Here is a 15960-nt window from a genome sequence, read left to right on the forward strand (position 1 = left end):
GCCGCGACCCGCCCCCGGATCCGTACAACGTACGGAATATCTCGGCGCACCCTTGCGTTCCGCTGTTCCGTACGCTGTACTGTACGGCGTACGGCACAGAGGGAGGCGCCATGACACAGACACCGTCCGCCATCAGCGCGCGGGGCGTGGGCAAGAGGTACGGCAGGTCGTGGGCCCTGCGCGGGTTCGATCTGGAGGTGGCCGCCGGGAGCGTGCGCGGACTCCTCGGCCCCAACGGCGCCGGCAAGACCACGGCCGTGCGCATCCTCACCACGCTCCTGCGAGCCGACGAGGGGACCGTCCGCGTCGCCGGGTACGACGTCGCCGCCGAGGCGGCCCAGGTCCGCTACCGGATCGGTCTGGTCGGCCAGAACGCCGCCGTGGACGAGGTCCTCAGCGGACGCCAGAACCTGGAGATGTTCGGCCGCCTCTACCACCTCGGCGCCAGGCCGGCCCGTCGTCGGGCGGACGAGCTCCTGGAGCGCTTCGGCCTCGACGACACCGGCTCCCGACCGGTCGGCGGCTACTCGGGCGGCATGCGCCGCAGGCTCGACCTGGCGGCGAGCATGATCCTGGCCCCGCCCGTGCTCTTCCTGGACGAGCCCACCGTGGGGCTCGACCCGCGCGGGCGCGGCGAGGTGTGGTCGGCGGTGCGCCGCCTCGTCGCCGACGGCACCACCGTCCTGCTGACCACCCAGTACCTGGAGGAGGCGGACCAGCTCGCCGACGAGGTCTCGGTGATCGACTCCGGTCGGGTCGTCGCCGAGGGCAGCCCGGCACGGCTCAAGGAGCGCCTGGGCGGCGACCGGCTCGACGTGGTCCTGCACGACGCCGGGCACCTGGCGCTGTCGGCGCGGATCATCGAAGAGCTGGTCGGCGGCCCCGTGGCGGTCGACGACGCGAAATGCCTGCTCAGCGTCGGCGTAACAGACCGTGTGGCGGCCCTGACCGGGGCCGTGCGCGCACTGGAGGAGAGCGGTGTGGGCGTGGCGGACGTCGCCCTGCGCCGACCCACGCTGGACGAGGTGTTCCTGCACCTCACCGGCGACCGCGAGGACGAGACCGAGGAGGCCGCATGAGCACCACCACCGCACCCGCCGACCACACCGCCGGCGACACCGCGGTGCCGACCGCACCGCCGACCGGGGCCGCCCGGCTCGCGTGGGCGGTCGCCGACGGCTGGACCGTCACGCGGCGCGACGTCACGCACTGGCTGCGCCGACCCGGCGCGCTCGTCGCCGGCCTGCTCTTCCCGATCCTGATGGTGCTGATCTTCGGCTACCTCTTCGGGGGCGGGATGACCGTGCCCGGCGGCGGGGACTACCGCGAGTTCATGATCCCCGGCATGTTCGCCATGACCATGGTCTTCGGACTGGGCGAGACGGTGACCGCGGTCGTCAACGACACCTCGCGCGGGGTCACCGACCGCTTCCGCTCGATGCCGATGGCGTCGTCGGCGGTCGTCGTCGGCCGCTGTGCCGCCGACATGCTCAAGTCCGCGGTGACCCTGGCCGTCCTGGTGGGCTCCGGCCTACTCGTCGGCTGGCAGTGGCACGGCGGGGCCGGACCGACGCTGGCCGCGCTGGGGCTGCTGCTCCTGCTGCGGTTCGCCCTGGTGTGGGTCGGAATCTACCTCGGGCTCCTCGTGAAGGGCGACTCCGTGGTCACGACCGTGCAAACCATGGAGTTCCCGCTGGGCTTCCTGTCCAACGCCTTCGTCGCGACCGCCACCATGCCCGTCTGGCTGGGCGCGGTGGCCGACTGGAACCCGATGTCGTCCACCGTCGCCGCCGCCCGGGAGCTGTTCGGCAACCCGGGCTGGGGCGGGGAGTCCTGGATCGCGCAGAACGCCGTCCTCATGGCGGTCGTGTGGCCGCTGCTGATCACGGCGGTGTTCGCCCCGCTGTGCGTCCACCGGTTCCGCCACCTGGAGGACTGACCCGAGGACTGACCCGAGGACTGACCGCGGCCCCCGTCGGGGCGGTCCCCTTCCACACCGGGACCGGACCGCCCCGACGTACACTGACCCGTACCGCCACGGCCCACGACCAGGACGGCCCATGTCCACGCAGCGCAACAAGCCCAGTGATCCCGCCCGCAGCATGGCCCTGCTGTGGCGCCGGGGGGAGCCGACCAGCCGTCGGAACAAGCCGGACCTGAGCGTGGACCGGATCGTGGCCGCGGCCTCCGAACTGGCCGACGCCGAGGGGCTGGGCGCGCTGTCCATGCGCCGCGTCGCCGACCGCCTGGGCGTGGGCACGATGTCGCTGTACACCTACGTTCCCGGCAAGGGCGAACTCATCGACCTCATGGTCGACGCCGCCTACGCGCGCATGTACGCGGACGCGCCTCCGGAGCACTGGCGCGACCGCCTCACCGAGGTGGCCCACGCCAACCGCCGCCTGTACACGCGCCACCCGTGGATCCTGCAGACCGTCACCATGCGCCTGCTGGGCCCGCACTGCCTCGCCAAGTACGACCGGGAACTCGCCGCCGTGGACGGCCTCGGCCTGACCGAGATCGAGATGGACTCCACGGTCAGCCTGGTCAACGGATACGTGGAGAGCACCGCCCGGCAGACCCTGGCGCTGACCGAGGCGGAACGGGAGTCGGGGATGGACGTCGAGCAGTGGTGGCGCACCTACGGCCCCCTGCTGGCGGCCCTGGTCGACGACGAGGACTTCCCCCTGGCCTCGCGGGTGGGCGGCGCCGTGGGGGCCGCCCACCAGACCGTCTACGCCCCCGACCACGAGTTCGCGTTCGGCCTGGAGCGGGTCCTGGACGGGATCCAGGTCCTGGTGGAGGCCCGCTCGGCCGGGAACGGCGGCGCCTGAGGGGCTTCTCGGCGGGGATCTGCGGAACCTTCCGCCCGGTCGGCGCGCCCAAGGGAGTGGGAACCGACACCGGGAGCTGGTTCGGATGCTGCTGCTCGCCCTCATCCTCTGCGTCGTGCTCGTGGTCGCCTTCTGGCCCTTCCACGCGCGGTACGTCTCCGAGCGCCGCCTGCTGATCGCCCGGATCACCACGGCCAGGCGGCAACTGGACGAACCCGGCGCCGAGCTGCTCCGCGTCCACGAGACCCTGCTGCGCGACATCGCGCTCGTGCGGGGCGGACACGCGCGGGAGGAGGCCGCACAGGCCCTCGGTACGGCCGAGGACGACCTGCGTCGCGCCGACGAGCTCATCCGGCGCCACAACGAGCTCGTCCGCGCGGCCGACGAGCGCCGGTTCAGCCCGCGTCCGTCGACACTCGGCGACACCGACCGCGCCTGGCGGCGACTGGAGCAGGACGTGCGCACGTACCTGCCCAAGCTCGACGAGCACGAGGCGCGCCTCGCTTCGCCGACGTCCCTGCCCCCGGCCGACGACGACCTCGACCGCGACCTGAGGGGGCCCTGAGGACGATCCCGGCTACGGCCGCCCGCCGCCGCTACGGCCGGATGCGGCCGGGTGTGGCCGGGTGTGGCAGGAACACGGCCCGTTCCCGGGCGACGCGGCTGGCTAGTGTACGAGCATGCACGAACACGGCGTCCCGCCTCCCCAGGGTCCCCCTCCGCCACACCAGCCCGGCCGGCCGGTGCCCTCCCCCGGAGCACCCCAGGGTGGTCCGCCGCCCGGTTCGCCACCCGTCCATCGGCCCCCGGCGGAGAAGGGCTCGGGCGGCAGGACCCTCGCCTGGATCGGCTGCGGCTGCGCCACGCTCCTGCTCCTCGCCCTGACGGGTGCCGGAGTCGGCGGCGCCTACTACTTCGGCTGGTTCGGTCCGGAGGACGTCTACTCCGCTCCGCGGGACCCGTGCGAACTCCTGGACGTCGAGGCCGCGAGCGAGATCGCCGGAAACGGTGACCACCTGGAGGTCTACGAGGCCGATCACTCCCACGCCTACGGCGGCGAGGGCCTGGAGTGCGTCGTCTTCCCCGGGCACGGGGCCACGGCCGGGCACGAGGTGAACCTCCGCACCACCGTCTTCACCAGTCAGGTGGACGGGATCCGCAAGGAGAACGGCATCGAGGCCGCCACGGACCACTACTACTCCAGCCGGCCGGAATCGGACGGCTCCGAGTCCCCGACCTGCCCGGACGGCAGGCTCCCGCTCAGCGGGACCCTGAGCGGCTCCGGCCACGCCCTGTACCGCCTGGACAACCTCGTCGTGGAGGTCGAGGTCCTGTCCGCGGACGCGGAGGTCGAGGAGACGCTCGACGAGGCGGGCCGCGCCCAGGCGGCCGTGGACCTGCTCTGCGACGCCGTGTCCCGCGTGGAGTGACCGCGGGGGGGACGCCTCCCGGACACCCGAACGGCCGTGCGCCTCCTCCTGGTCACGCACGGCCGTTCCGGTCCTGTCGGGGCTCAGCCGCGCAGGGCGGCGGCCTCGCGGGCCAGCGCCTCGACCTTGTCCCACGCCCCCGCCGACACCAGGTCGGCCGGGGTCAGCCAGCTACCGCCGACGCAGCCGACGTTGGGCAGCGCCAGGTAGGTGGGCGCGGACGCGGCCGTGATGCCGCCGGTCGGGCAGAACCGCACCTGCGGCAGAGGGCCGCCCAGCGACTTCAGGAACGGCACCCCGCCCGCCGCCTCGGCCGGGAAGAACTTCATCGCGGTGATCCCGCGCTCCATGAGCGCCAGGGCCTCGGACACCGTGCCCACACCCGGCAGGAAGGGCAGGCCGGTGTCGGCCATGCCCTGGGCCAGGTCGGCGGTGCAGCCGGGGCTGACCAGGAAGCGGGAGCCCGCCTCGGCCGCCGCCCGCGCCTGCTCGGGTGTGGCCACCGTTCCCGCGCCCACGACGGCCTCGGGCACCTCGGCGGCGATCCGCTCGATCGCCTCCAGGGCGGCCGGGGTCCGCAGGGTCACCTCGATGCCGGGCAGCCCGCCCGCCACGAGCGCGCGGGCCAGCGGCACCGCCGTCTCGGCGTCGGAGACCACGACCACCGGCATGACCGGGGCGAGGTCCAGGATGTCCGCTCCAGAGCGGGGTGTGGTCGTCATGCGCGTGTTCTCCAGGGTTCGTTCAGCAGGGGGCTGGGCGTCAAGCGCCTCGGTTGAGGGTGGTAGCCCATCCCCCGCGCGGCGCCCCCATGGGCGATGGCGGGCGACGGGCGGGCCGGGCTGGGCGCGAAGCGCCTCGGTTGAGGGTGGTAGCCCATCCCCCGCGCGGCGCCCCCATGGGCGATGGCGGGCGACGGGCGGGCGGTCAGAGGTGGAAGACGCCCGCGCCCTTCTCGGCGGGACCGACCGAGCCGCGCATGGCCGCGAACAGCTCACGCCCGGTGCCGGAACCGGAGTCGGCGGTCGCCTCGGCGGGCTCGCGTCCGCTGAGGTCGGCCAGCACCTCCAGTGTGCCAGTGGTGGCGTCCAGCCGGATGGGGTCGCCGTCGCGCACGAGCGCCAGCGGACCGCCCGCCTTCGCCTCCGGGGAGACGTGGATGGCGGCGGGCACCTTGCCGGAGGCCCCGGACATGCGTCCGTCGGTCACCAGGGCGACCTTCTGGCCGCGGTCCTGGAGCACCGCCAGCGGCGGGGTCAGCTTGTGCAGCTCGGGCATGCCGTTGGCCTGCGGGCCCTGGAAGCGCACCACCGCGACGAAGTCACCGGTCAGCTCACCGGCGGAGAAGGCGGCCTGGAGTTCGGCCTGGTCGCCGAACACCTTGGCCGGCGCCTCGACGACGTGCCGCTCGGGGGCCACGGCCGAGACCTTGATGACCGCGCGGCCCAGGTTGCCCGAGAGCATGCGCAGACCGCCGTCGCTGGCGAAGGGCTCCTCCACACCGCGCAGCACGCTGGTGTCGCCGGTCTCCTTGACCTCGTCCACCCAGGTCAGCGTCCCGTCCTCCAGTCGCGGAGCCAGCCGGTACTGCGACAGGCCCTCCCCCATCAGGGTGCGCACGTCCTCGTGGAGCAGGCCGGCGTCGAGCAGGGAGCCGATCAGGTAGGCCATGCCGCCGGCCTCGTGGAACTGGTTCACGTCCGCGGCGCCGTTGGGGTACATGCGGGTGAGCAGCGGCACGACCTCGGACAGGCTCGCGAAGTCGTCCCAGGTCAGCTCGATCCCCGCGGCGGCGGCCATGGCCACCAGGTGCAGGGTGTGGTTGGTGGAGCCGCCGGTGGCCAGCAGCGCGACGACGGCGTTGACGATCGCGCGCTCGTCGATCTGCTCACCGATCGGGGTGTGGTGCTGCCCCAGGGCGGTGTGCCCGAGCACGCGGCGCCCGGCCTCGGCGGTGAAGGCCTCCCGCAGCGGCGTGCCGGGCTGCTCGAAGCTGGCGCCCGGCAGGTGCAGGCCCATGACCTCCATGAGCATCTGGTTGGAGTTGGCGGTGCCGTAGAACGTGCAGGTGCCCGGCGAGTGGTAGGCGGCGGACTCGGCCTGGAGCAGCTCGCGCCGCCCCACCTTGCCCTCCGCGAACTGCTGGCGCACCCGCGCCTTGTCCTTGTTGGGCAGGCCGGAGGGCATCGGCCCGGCGGGCACGAAGGCCACCGGCAGGTGTCCGAAGGACAGCGCCCCGATGAGCAGGCCGGGCACGATCTTGTCGCACACGCCCAGCATGAGGGCGCCGTCGAACATGTCGTGGGAGAGCGCCACGGCGGTGGCCATGGCGATGACGTCGCGGCTGAACAGCGAGAGCTCCATGCCCGCGCGCCCCTGGGTGATCCCGTCGCACATGGCGGGCACGCCGCCGGCGAACTGGGCGACGCCGCCGGCCTCGGAGACCGCGGCCTTGATGGTGTCGGGGTAGGTCTTCAGCGGCTGGTGCGCGGACAGCATGTCGTTGTAGGAGGAGACGATCGCCAGGTTGGGGGTCACGTCACCCGCCAGCGCGAGCTTGTCGGAGACGCCGCAGGCGGCGAACCCGTGGGCGAGGTTGGCGCAGCCGAGCGAGCCGCGCGCGGGGCCCTCGCTCGCCGCGGCGGCGATCCGCTCCAGGTAGGCGGAGCGGGTGGCGGCACTGCGCTCGGCCAGGCGTCGGGTGACGTCGGCGACGACGGGGTGGACGGCGGGGCCGTACCCGGCGTCGGGGGTGTTCGCGGTCATCGGTGCTGCTCCTCTTCGTGCCACGTCCGGCCGGTACGGCCGATGAGCCGGTGGGCGCCCGCGGGGCCGGCGCTTCCGGCTGGGTAGGTCTCGGGAGTGGTGCTCAGGCCGTTCCAGGCCTCGATGATGGGATCCACCCAGCGCCAGGCGGCTTCGACCTCGTCACGCCGCATGAACAGGGTGGAGTCCCCCGCCAACACGTCCATCAGCAGCCGCTCGTAGGCCTCGGGAGAGCGGGTGGCGAAGGTGTCGGCGAAGCTGAGTTCCAGCGGGACCGGCCGCAGCCGCAGCGCTCCCGCGCCGGGGGTCTTGGCCAGCATGGTCAGGTGGATGCCCTCGTCCGGCTGGAGGCTGATGACGAGGCTGCCCGCGCCGGGGAGGCTGTTGGTGCCCGGGAAGATCGTGTGCGGGACCTCGCGGAAGCGGATGACGATCTCGGAGCGGGAGTGCCCCAGGCGCTTGCCGGTGCGCAGGTAGAACGGCACGCCCGCCCAGCGCCAGTTGGCGACCTCCGCGCGCAGGGCGACGAAGGTCTCGGTGGTGCTCGCCGGGGAGCCGCCGGGCTCGTCGAGGTAACCGGAGACCTCGGTGCCCTGGACCACGCCGCCGCCGTACTGGCCGCGGACGGTGTCCTCGATGACCTGGTCGCCGGTCAGGGGGCGCAGGGACTGCAGGACCTTGAGCTTCTCGTCGCGCACGGCCTCACGGTCGTAGTTGGCGGGCGGTTCCATGGCGGTGAGGCAGAGCAGCTGCAGCAGGTGGTTCTGGACCATGTCCCGCATCGCGCCGGAGCCGTCGTAGTAGCCGCGGCGCCCGCCCACGCCGACGGTCTCGGCGGCGGTGATCTGGACGTGGTCGATCCAGCGGGAGTTCCAGAGGGGTTCGAGGAAGACGTTGGCGAACCGCAGCACGAGCAGGTTCTGGACCGTCTCCTTCCCCAGGTAGTGGTCGATCCGGTAGATCTGCCGCTCAGTGAAGATGGCGCCGACCTCGTCGTTGACCTCCTGGGAGGAGGCCAGGTCGCGGCCCAGGGGCTTCTCCATGACCACGCGCGACTCGGGCGTGACGAGTCCGGCGTCGCTGAGACCGCGGCAGATGCCGCCGGAGATCATCGGCGGAACGGCAAGGTAGAAGACGCGGTCGCGGTCGGGAGTCAGCGCCGCCACGAGGTCCGCCCAGCCGGAGGCGTCGCCGCCGACGTCCACGGTGATGTGGGAGAGGCGCTCCAGGAACCGGGCGAGCACGTCGGGCTCGGTCACCTGCACGGCCTGGTGGCCGCGGACCGCCGAGGCCGCCTTGTCGCGCAGGTCGGCGTCGGTGAGGCCGTCACGGGAGACCGCGATGATCCGGGTGCTCCCGTCGAGGTGCCCGTCGCGGTCCAGGAGGTAGAGGGAGGGGAGGAGTTTACGCATGGACAGGTCTCCGGTACCCCCGAAGACCACCAGATCGGTGGGGCGGGACACGGACTGCTGCGACATCTCGGCTTCTCCTGCGGGGATGCGGACGGGGAGGGAGGGGGTGACGCCGACCGCCACGATGACGTGTGGCAGGTGAGAGGCGAACCACCGGTTCGGCCCCCCTTGGCCTCTTTTGAGCCTAAGGCCGACTATGGTAAAAAACCAAGCACACTTCAGAACACTTCTTTACATAACCTCCCAGCTTTCCCACCGCAACGCGGGTGAAATGGTTCAATGAGACATGGCTAGAACCCCGGGACGCCTGTCCTCCTCGGCGACCAGCGGCCACATCCTCGAGATGATCCGCACCGGCACCGCGACGAGCCGATCGGAGATCGGACGTGCGACCGGGCTCTCCCGCCCGTCCGTCGCCCTGCGCGTGACCGAACTGATCAACAGCGGTCTGGTCGTGGAGCGGACCGGCGCGGTCTCCAGCGGCGGCCGCCCGCCGACCCTGCTGGAGTTCAACGCCGACAGCGGACTCGTCCTCACCAGCGCCCTGGGAATGGCGCGCAGCCAGGCCGCCGTCTGCGACCTCAACGGCGCGGTCCTGGTGCGCGCGCCGGGCTCACCCGACATGGAGCAGGGACCCGACGCCACGGTCCCCTGGCTGCTGGACACGTGGTCCGAACAGATCGCGGCCCTGGGCCGGGACCCCGCCGACGTGCGCGGCGTGGGGATCGGCCTGCCCGGCACCGTCGAGTTCCACGCGGGGCGCGCCGAGGACCGCCCGTTCTTGGGCAAGTGGGCGGGCGTCGCCCTGGCCCCGCTGGTCGCCGAGCGCTTCCCCGTGCCCGTCCTGGTGGACAACGACGTGAACGTGATGGCACTCGGCGAACACGTCGCCGGAGGACACGGCCACCCCGACGACATGGTGTTCGTCAAGGTCTCGACGGGGATCGGCGCCGGGCTGCTCTCCGGCGGGCACCTGCTCAGGGGCGCGCTGGGCGCGGCCGGGGAACTCGGGCACATCCCGGTGCGCGGGGGCGGCGGCCTGCCGTGCCGGTGCGGCAACACCGACTGCCTGGAGGCGGTGGCCGGGGGCCGGCGACTGCTGGAGCGCGCCGCCGAGCAGGGGCGGTCGGCCACCGGGCTCAAGGACCTGGTGTCCCTGGCCGGCGAGGGCGACGCGGTGGCGGTCACCCTGATCCGCGAGGCGGGCCGACGCCTCGGTGAGGCGCTCGCCGGGGCGGTCAACCTGCTCAACCCCGAGGTGATCGTGCTGGGCGGAGACCTGTCGGAGGCCTACGACCACCTGGTCGCGGGCGTGCGCGAGGTGGTCTTCCAGCAGTGCACCGCCCTGGCCACCCGCCAGCTGCGCGTGGTGCCCAGCAGCCTGTGGGACGACGCGGGCGTGCGCGGCTGCGCCACGCTGGTGACCGAGGAGATCCTGTCCCCGGAGGCGGTCAACAAGCTCCTGTCCGGCTGACGTCCGGGCGTCGGCGGGTTTTCGGCTCTTTCCGGGGCCCGGTTTCGTCCACAGCCTGTGGACAGGAGGTTTGCCACCCCCGCCGCCCCGGGCACGTCTTCTACGGAGGACGTGGCCCCTTCGCCCACGTCCACGCCGACGACCCCGGCCATGCCCCCGCACGTCACCCACGACCGACGCGGTACGGACGCACGCGACCTGCACGGACGCCGTTCACGACGAGCGTCGGTCTCGTCATGACACTTGACAAGCACCCCCTCGGTGGCGAATAGTCCACCAGCACCGTTCCCCACCCCGCACACTCCCGTCACCCCCGTGACCGCACCCCGTGCGGACCCCCGCCCGGAAAGGTCCCCCGTGCTCACAGAGAACCCGATACTGCTGATCCTGCTGGGCGCCGGCATCAGCCTCGCCACCAGCGTGGTCGTGACCGCCGTCCAGGCCCGGATCATCCGACGCGGCGACATCCGCGCCTCCTCGCGGTCCTCCGCCCGCAGCCTGACCAGCGCGTTCATCGCGGAGCGCGACGCGGACGACTCCAGGGAGAGCTTCCTCGCCGAAGCGGAGCTGACGGTCATGTCGATGACCGACCGCAAGACGCGCGACCGGCTCCGCGACACCATCCGGCTGCTGCGCGAGCGCACACTCCCGGAGGTCGAGGAACTCGGCGGCATCAAGGCCGAGCGCGCCCGGCAGGTGCTGTGCGACCACGCCCTGGAGGTGTTGGGCGCCCATCTGCGTTCGGAGCGCCTGCCCGAGACGCCCCCGCAGATCCGCAAGATGCTGAGCATCGAGGAGGAGGCGCTGAGCATCCACTCCGGCGAGGCGCCGCGCCCCAACCCGCCCATCGCCAAGAGCGCCGTCACCTCGCGCCCCCGGCACACACCCGCCAAGACGACGCCCGCGCCCGCGCGCAAGTCCACCAAGAGCGGCGCGAAGACCACCGCCAAGCCCGCGGCCAAGGGCGGACGCACGGGCACCGGCACCGCGACCGCCGACGAGGACGAGAAGCCGAGCGGGTTCTGGGACGACTGATCCCGGCGCCCGACTCCGCCGTTCGCCGTGACCCGCCGTGTCCGATCACGGCGGGTCACGCGTGTTTCCGACCGGTCTGCTGAGAGGATCGGGGTCGGAAGCGTCCACGGACGACGACCGACCGAGGATTTGTGCGGCGCAATTGCGGTCAGGACACGCGTGCGCGGACAACACGAGCGCGCACACCGACGGAACTTCACCTAGGATCGCTGCCACGCGGGGAATCCGGAGCCGTCAGCCGGTTCCCGCCATTGTCGCTGTCGAGGTCCCCCGTGCCCCCGCCGTTCCCGCGGTCGGCCCCCTCGTCGCCCGTGGCCTTCCCCGCGTGTACCCCTCGCGCCCTCCGGACTCCCCCGCTCCGGACGTGCGCGTTCCCCTGGTGTCCGGCCGTTGGCACGCCCCGCCGTCCGCCCTGACCGAGATTGCGCTATGCCCGCTGACGAGAACTTTCCGCCCGACCACGGCGCGGACCACACCCCGAACGAACCGGCTGCCGAAGGGGCCGACTCCGTGAGCGGGGAGGACGAGTCCGAGCCGGCCGCCGAGTCCGGTACCGAGGCCGAGTCCGGCAACGAGACCGCCGCGCCCACCGGGGCGGAGTCCGGTACCGGGGCCGCGGCGCCCGCCGAGGTGGCGCCCGCGCCCCGACGCCGACGCGCACGCCGGATGGTCCTGTGGGCCGCCGCCGGCCTCGCCGTCGTGCTGACCGCCGGGGTCGCCACCGCCTACGGCTACTACCACTCGCTGCGTTCGGGCATGGTCCAGCACGACCTGGAGTCCGTGCTGGACGAGGCCGACCGCCCCGAGCGGCTCAGCGACGCCGTCAACATCCTCTTCATCGGCTCCGACGGCTACGAGGAGGGGAGTACGGCCTACCAGCAGGAGTTCGAGGGCGAGCGCTCGGACTCGATCATGCTGGCGCACATCTCCCCCGACGACCGGGTGTCGGTGATCAGCTTCCCCCGCGACTCGCTCGTGCAGCTTCCCCAGTGCGACGCCTACGCCCAGACCGAGGGCACCTCCGGCTACTTCGGCATGATCAACGCGGCGATGTACCACGGCGGTCCGCCGTGCGTCGTGCGCACGGTCGAGAGCCTCACCGACATCCGCGTCGACCACTTCGTGCACCTGAGCTTCATGAGCTTCCGCGACGTCGTGGACGCCATCGGCGGCGTGCGGATGTGCATCCCCGAACCCATGCGCGACCGCCGCTCCCACCTGGACATCGACGCGGGCGACCAGGTGCTCGACGGCGACCAGGCGCTGTCCTTCGTCCGGGCGCGCTACGAGATCGGCGACGGCGGCGACATCGGTCGCATCGACCGGCAGCAGATGTTCCTCGGGGCCCTGGCCGACCAGGTGACCAGCAACGACGTCCTCACCAGCCCGACCAAGCTCAACGGGATCCTGGAGGCGGTCGCCCAGCACAGCGCCACCGACCAGGAACTCACGCTCAACAAGATGCTGAGCGTGGCCGTGACGCTGACCGACGTGGACCTGTCCGACATCGAGTTCCACACGGTTCCCTGGTACCAGGCGCCCTACGACCCCAACCGGGTCATGTGGTACCCGGAGGAGTCCGAGGAACTGTTCTCCGCCGTGCGCGAGGGCCGCCCCCTGCCTCCGCTCCCGGCGGACGAGGCGGGTGTTCCACAGGAACGGCCGGGCGCCTCACCGACCCCGGCAGATACGGCCGCCACCGAGGAGGCACAGGAGGCCGGGGAGGAGTCATCGGACTCCCTGAACGGCGGAGGCCGCGACGCCACCTCCAACCCGTGCGCCGACGGTCTGGGCTTCGGCTCGGGCGAGGACGGGGGCGAGGACCGCTGAGCCGAATCCGACGGGCCCTCCCGCATGATCAGCGCGGGGGCCCGCGGCGCGTGCGGCTTCCATCGGGCGCGCAGGGCTCCCGGGATTCGTGTGTGTCGAGGAACGTGCGGCACGCGTGGGGTTCGTGGGACGTGCGACGGGCGATGACCCGCGAGGTGCACGGGAACCACCTGCGATCGCTCGGCCGCCGGGTTCGTAGGCGCCCAGGAACGTGCGGCGCGCGTGGGAATCGTTGGGGTGCATGAGGCCTGCGGGACGTAGACCGAGGTCCGGGCGACACTCGCGGCGCCGGAAGGTCGGTAGTACAGGACCGCGGCCCCGGACGGATGTCCGGGGCCGCGGCGTGCCTCGGGCGGCGGGAACTCTTCGTCGGTCCGGTACGCACCGGGAACCCCCACAGTTCTACCGGTGCCACATCGGAGCGACGTGGTTCCGCGCGCCACCCGAGGCGTGTGCGCCCGCCACGACCGGCGGGCGCACGTTCGGGATGGTCCTTCTGTCAGACCAGGCCGCCGGGCAGCAGGTCGGTGACCTGGTCGGTGTCGACGCTGGGCTGGCCCACCGTGGGCAGACCGTTCACCGCGGCGGCGTCACCGCCCAGGGCGTCCGAGCCCACCAGGTCCGTCACCGCGGAGGTGTCGGGCACGCCCGCGGTGTCGGGGGCCAGGTCCGTGACGGTGGAGGTACCGGGCGCGGCCATCGGCAGCGCGTCGGTGTCGGCCGCCCCGGTGAGCGCGCCGACGCCGCCCACGACGTCGGTGGCCTCGCCGGTCTCGGGCAGCGCGGGCAGCTCCGGAGCACCGCCGGCCATGGGCAGGACGTCCTCGGCCGGAACCAGGTCGGTGACCAGGTCGCCCGCACCACCGGTCAGGTCGGTGTTCTCTCCCGCGTCCACGGCGACCGGCTGGTCGGTGCCGGCCATGGCGACGGTCTCGTCCAGGCCGACCAGTTCGCCGCCCACCTGCTCGGCACCGGACTCGGCCAGCGCACCGACCTCGGACACCTGGCCCTCGGCCTGCCCCACGGTCCCGGCCAGGTGCAGCGGCTGGCCGCCCGTGGCGGGCTTCAGGGTCCCGTTGAGCTTGTTGAGCGGCTGGCCCTTCGTGGCGGGCTCGATCGTCCCGTTGAGCCCGTTCAGCGGCTGACCGCCGACCGGGTTGCTCATCGGCAGCGTCTCGGTCGGCAGACCGCCGGTCACTCCGCCGAGCGCGTCACCACCGGTCAGACCGCCGAGCGGGTCGCCGCCCCCGGCGCCGCCCAGCAGGCCGCCGAGCAGGTCCGTGACCGGGTCGCCCGAGGCGTTCGACAGCGGCACGACGTTCGTCTGCGAGCCCAGCCCCACGGTGCCCAGCAGGTCGGAGACGGGGTCGGCACCCAGCTCCTGGCCCTCCACGGCGCCGGTGACGGCACCGGGAGCGTCGGCCGGGTCCACCGAGGACACGGCGTCGGTCGCGCCGGCCAGGGGCAGGGTCTCGGTCAGAGCCAGCGGGCCCAGGTCGGCCGCGTTGTCCTCGGCCACCTCCAGCGGAGCGTCGGTGGAGAGGCCCTCACCCGCGGCCCTCTCGACCGGGGCCGTGGCCCTCTCGACCGGGGCCGTGTTGTGCTCGATCTCCGGAGCCGCCGAGACCTCCCCGGGGTCGACCTGGACCAGGTCGCCCAGCGGGGTGGAGACACCCTCGGTCAGCGGTGCGGGGACCTGGCTGCCCAGGTCGTTGAGCGGGAGACCGTCCGTGGCACCACCGAGCGCGTCGGCCCCTGCGATCCCGGCGCCCAGGGCGACGAAGCTCGCGGCGCTGGCGGCCACCAGCAGGGCCCTGGCGGAGGTGCGGGCGGAGTTGAACATGGGAGTCCTTCCGGAAGTGCGTTGTCTCGCTATGACGGTGTGTACGGCGGGACGGGTGTCGTGCCCCGCCGTGCCGCGGTCCGGTTCCCCTTGGCCGGGGGGAATCCGGTGGTCGCGGTGGGTCGAGCTCTCCGTCCGGGATCCCGTCGTTCGTGGTGGGAACGGCGGATCCGGTCGGTGTTCCAGTCCTTGGTCTGGCCGACCACTGACTGACGTGAGCCTCGCCGCTCGGAGTGCGCGGCTCACGTCAATCCCCAGAGCAATGCAGGATGGTCACCCACCGTGATGTGGGTGTCCCGTGGCTGGGAAGGGGGTGCCAGGAAGGGGTCGCTCAGGCGACCGAACCGGGGAGAGGCGCCGCGCTAGTCGGGCGAGAAGGTGGGCTCGTCGGCGTCTTCGGCGGGAACCGAGCGCAGGACGTGCCACGCGGCCTGGGACAGGCCGGGCTGCGGGGCCGAGGCCCCGACGGTGAACGGGTGGTCCGCGACCAGGCCGCCGACGGCGGTGGCCGGTGCGGAGGAACCGGAGGACGAACCGGTGACGCTGCTCAGCGACGACACGACGGAGGTGTCGGCGGTGACGGCCGGGGTGTCGGACTCGGCCGCGGACTCGTCCGCGTCGGCCTCCTCCTGCGGGGTGTCGGCGACCTGCGGGAACTCGAGGTCCTCGACGGGCGCGAACACCGCGTCGGCGTCCACGTCCTCCCGCTCGGCGGTTTCCTCGTCCTCGGTGGCCTCGGCCTCCGGTGCGGAGTCGTCGGGCCGGCCGTGGCCCGGGTCGGAACCGTGGCCCCGGCCCTGCCCGACGTTGCCCTCGGACACATCGGCGAGGGTCTCGTGCACGGCCTGGGAGACCGCGGACCCGCGGGACTGCCCCTGCGAGGGGGCCGCTGCCGGAGCGGCGTCGGGAACGCCCTGCGCCACCTGTGCGGGCCGCGCGGCGTGTCCCGCGACCGCTGACACGGTGTCGGCCACCGGCTTGTCGATCCCGGGCGGCACCGTGGGTGCGCGCCCCTGGGACCCGTTCGGGCCGCCGGCCCGCTCGGACCGGTCCGCCGCGGCGTTGGCCGCGGCCGCCGGGTTCTCCCCCGCCTGGGCCGGAACGGCGGTCGCCAACCAGGCGGCGACCAGGATCCCGGCGACCAGGCCGACGAGCAGCAGAGCCCGTCGGACCGGTACGGAAAGCACAGCGGAACGGGCGCCGGGGGCGCTCGTCAAGCCGTGGATTCCAGACACCAGGGGTTCCTTCCAGCATGGGGGTGGTCCAGCAGAAGTCGGTCCGACTGTGGGGAGTCGGGCGGGCCACGGTAGGTCAGACTACTTGGACCCGTCTCGAC

13 protein-coding genes are annotated in these 15960 nt (G+C 73.0%); 8 read left to right on the top strand and 5 right to left on the bottom strand.

Annotation, left to right across the window (positions count from 1 at the left end):
• Positions 1-110: 110 nt before the first annotated feature.
• The 5 genes from HNR10_RS14650 to HNR10_RS14670 all read left to right on the top strand — a co-directional run bounded on the left by HNR10_RS14650 (position 111) and on the right by HNR10_RS14670 (position 4264).
• Complete coding sequence (locus tag HNR10_RS14650) at positions 111-1079, top strand: ATP-binding cassette domain-containing protein (protein ID WP_179824010.1); 969 nt, start codon at positions 111-113, stop codon at positions 1077-1079.
• On the top strand, positions 1076-1939 hold the full coding sequence (locus HNR10_RS14655; RefSeq protein WP_179824011.1) for an ABC transporter permease: 864 nt from the start codon (positions 1076-1078) through the stop codon (positions 1937-1939). The genes HNR10_RS14650 and HNR10_RS14655 overlap by 4 nt, the downstream gene beginning before the upstream one ends.
• A gap of 121 nt (positions 1940-2060) precedes the next feature.
• Positions 2061-2834: a TetR/AcrR family transcriptional regulator gene (locus tag HNR10_RS14660; protein ID WP_179824012.1), complete on the top strand. Its 774-nt coding sequence runs from the start codon at positions 2061-2063 to the stop codon at positions 2832-2834.
• A gap of 85 nt (positions 2835-2919) precedes the next feature.
• Complete coding sequence (locus HNR10_RS14665; RefSeq protein WP_179824013.1) at positions 2920-3399, top strand: hypothetical protein; 480 nt, start codon at positions 2920-2922, stop codon at positions 3397-3399.
• Between the two features lie 115 nt (positions 3400-3514).
• The gene (locus HNR10_RS14670; RefSeq protein WP_246407763.1) at positions 3515-4264 is read left to right on the top strand and encodes a hypothetical protein; all 750 of its coding nucleotides are present in this window, start codon (positions 3515-3517) and stop codon (positions 4262-4264) included.
• A gap of 83 nt (positions 4265-4347) precedes the next feature.
• Here the strand turns inward: HNR10_RS14670 and eda are convergent, their stop codons facing one another.
• From eda to zwf, 3 genes are all read right to left on the bottom strand, one after another.
• On the bottom strand, positions 4348-4986 hold the full coding sequence (gene eda, locus HNR10_RS14675) for a bifunctional 4-hydroxy-2-oxoglutarate aldolase/2-dehydro-3-deoxy-phosphogluconate aldolase (protein WP_179824014.1): 639 nt from the start codon (positions 4984-4986) through the stop codon (positions 4348-4350).
• 205 nt (positions 4987-5191) lie between these two features.
• On the bottom strand, positions 5192-7030 hold the full coding sequence (gene edd / locus HNR10_RS14680) for a phosphogluconate dehydratase (protein WP_179824016.1): 1839 nt from the start codon (positions 7028-7030) through the stop codon (positions 5192-5194).
• Positions 7027-8508 carry a glucose-6-phosphate dehydrogenase gene (gene zwf / locus HNR10_RS14685; protein WP_179824018.1) on the bottom strand — a complete coding sequence of 494 codons (1482 nt, stop codon included), beginning with the start codon at positions 8506-8508 and terminating at the stop codon, positions 7027-7029. The genes edd and zwf overlap by 4 nt, the downstream gene beginning before the upstream one ends.
• 220 nt (positions 8509-8728) lie before the next feature.
• Here zwf and HNR10_RS14690 point away from each other — a divergent pair, with 220 nt between their 5' ends.
• The 3 genes from HNR10_RS14690 (at position 8729) to HNR10_RS14700 (ending at position 12781) form a co-directional block, all read left to right on the top strand.
• Positions 8729-9916: an ROK family transcriptional regulator gene (locus tag HNR10_RS14690; protein WP_179824020.1), complete on the top strand. Its 1188-nt coding sequence runs from the start codon at positions 8729-8731 to the stop codon at positions 9914-9916.
• A 357-nt stretch (positions 9917-10273) separates the two neighbouring features.
• On the top strand, positions 10274-10951 hold the full coding sequence (locus tag HNR10_RS14695; protein WP_179824022.1) for a hypothetical protein: 678 nt from the start codon (positions 10274-10276) through the stop codon (positions 10949-10951).
• Positions 10952-11380: 429 nt separating this feature from the next.
• Entirely contained in the window at positions 11381-12781 is a 1401-nt protein-coding gene (locus tag HNR10_RS14700) for an LCP family protein (protein ID WP_179824024.1), read from the top strand.
• Positions 12782-13280: 499 nt separating this feature from the next.
• On the opposite strand, the gene HNR10_RS14705 is transcribed toward HNR10_RS14700, so the two are convergent.
• Entirely contained in the window at positions 13281-14624 is a 1344-nt protein-coding gene (locus HNR10_RS14705; protein ID WP_179824026.1) for a hypothetical protein, read from the bottom strand.
• 362 nt (positions 14625-14986) lie between these two features.
• On the bottom strand, positions 14987-15811 hold the full coding sequence (locus tag HNR10_RS31735) for a hypothetical protein (protein ID WP_179824027.1): 825 nt from the start codon (positions 15809-15811) through the stop codon (positions 14987-14989).
• Between the last annotated feature and the right edge of the window lie 149 nt (positions 15812-15960).

The organism is Nocardiopsis aegyptia (genome assembly GCF_013410755.1).
Classification (GTDB): Bacteria; Actinomycetota; Actinomycetes; order Streptosporangiales; family Streptosporangiaceae; genus Nocardiopsis; species Nocardiopsis aegyptia.

Bases quoted from the DNA above. Each gene is read 5' to 3' on its own strand.
- HNR10_RS14650 (WP_179824010.1), top strand. From the start codon at position 111: ATGACACAGACACCGTCCGCCATCAGCGCGCGGGGCGTGGGCAAGAGG.
- HNR10_RS14655 (WP_179824011.1), top strand. From the start codon at position 1,076: ATGAGCACCACCACCGCACCCGCCGACCACACCGCCGGCGACACCGCG.
- HNR10_RS14660 (WP_179824012.1), top strand. From the start codon at position 2,061: ATGTCCACGCAGCGCAACAAGCCCAGTGATCCCGCCCGCAGCATGGCC.
- HNR10_RS14665 (WP_179824013.1), top strand. From the start codon at position 2,920: ATGCTGCTGCTCGCCCTCATCCTCTGCGTCGTGCTCGTGGTCGCCTTC.
- HNR10_RS14670 (WP_246407763.1), top strand. From the start codon at position 3,515: ATGCACGAACACGGCGTCCCGCCTCCCCAGGGTCCCCCTCCGCCACAC.
- eda (WP_179824014.1), bottom strand. From the start codon at position 4,986: ATGACGACCACACCCCGCTCTGGAGCGGACATCCTGGACCTCGCCCCG.
- edd (WP_179824016.1), bottom strand. From the start codon at position 7,030: ATGACCGCGAACACCCCCGACGCCGGGTACGGCCCCGCCGTCCACCCC.
- zwf (WP_179824018.1), bottom strand. From the start codon at position 8,508: ATGTCGCAGCAGTCCGTGTCCCGCCCCACCGATCTGGTGGTCTTCGGG.
- HNR10_RS14690 (WP_179824020.1), top strand. From the start codon at position 8,729: ATGGCTAGAACCCCGGGACGCCTGTCCTCCTCGGCGACCAGCGGCCAC.
- HNR10_RS14700 (WP_179824024.1), top strand. From the start codon at position 11,381: ATGCCCGCTGACGAGAACTTTCCGCCCGACCACGGCGCGGACCACACC.
- HNR10_RS14705 (WP_179824026.1), bottom strand. From the start codon at position 14,624: ATGTTCAACTCCGCCCGCACCTCCGCCAGGGCCCTGCTGGTGGCCGCC.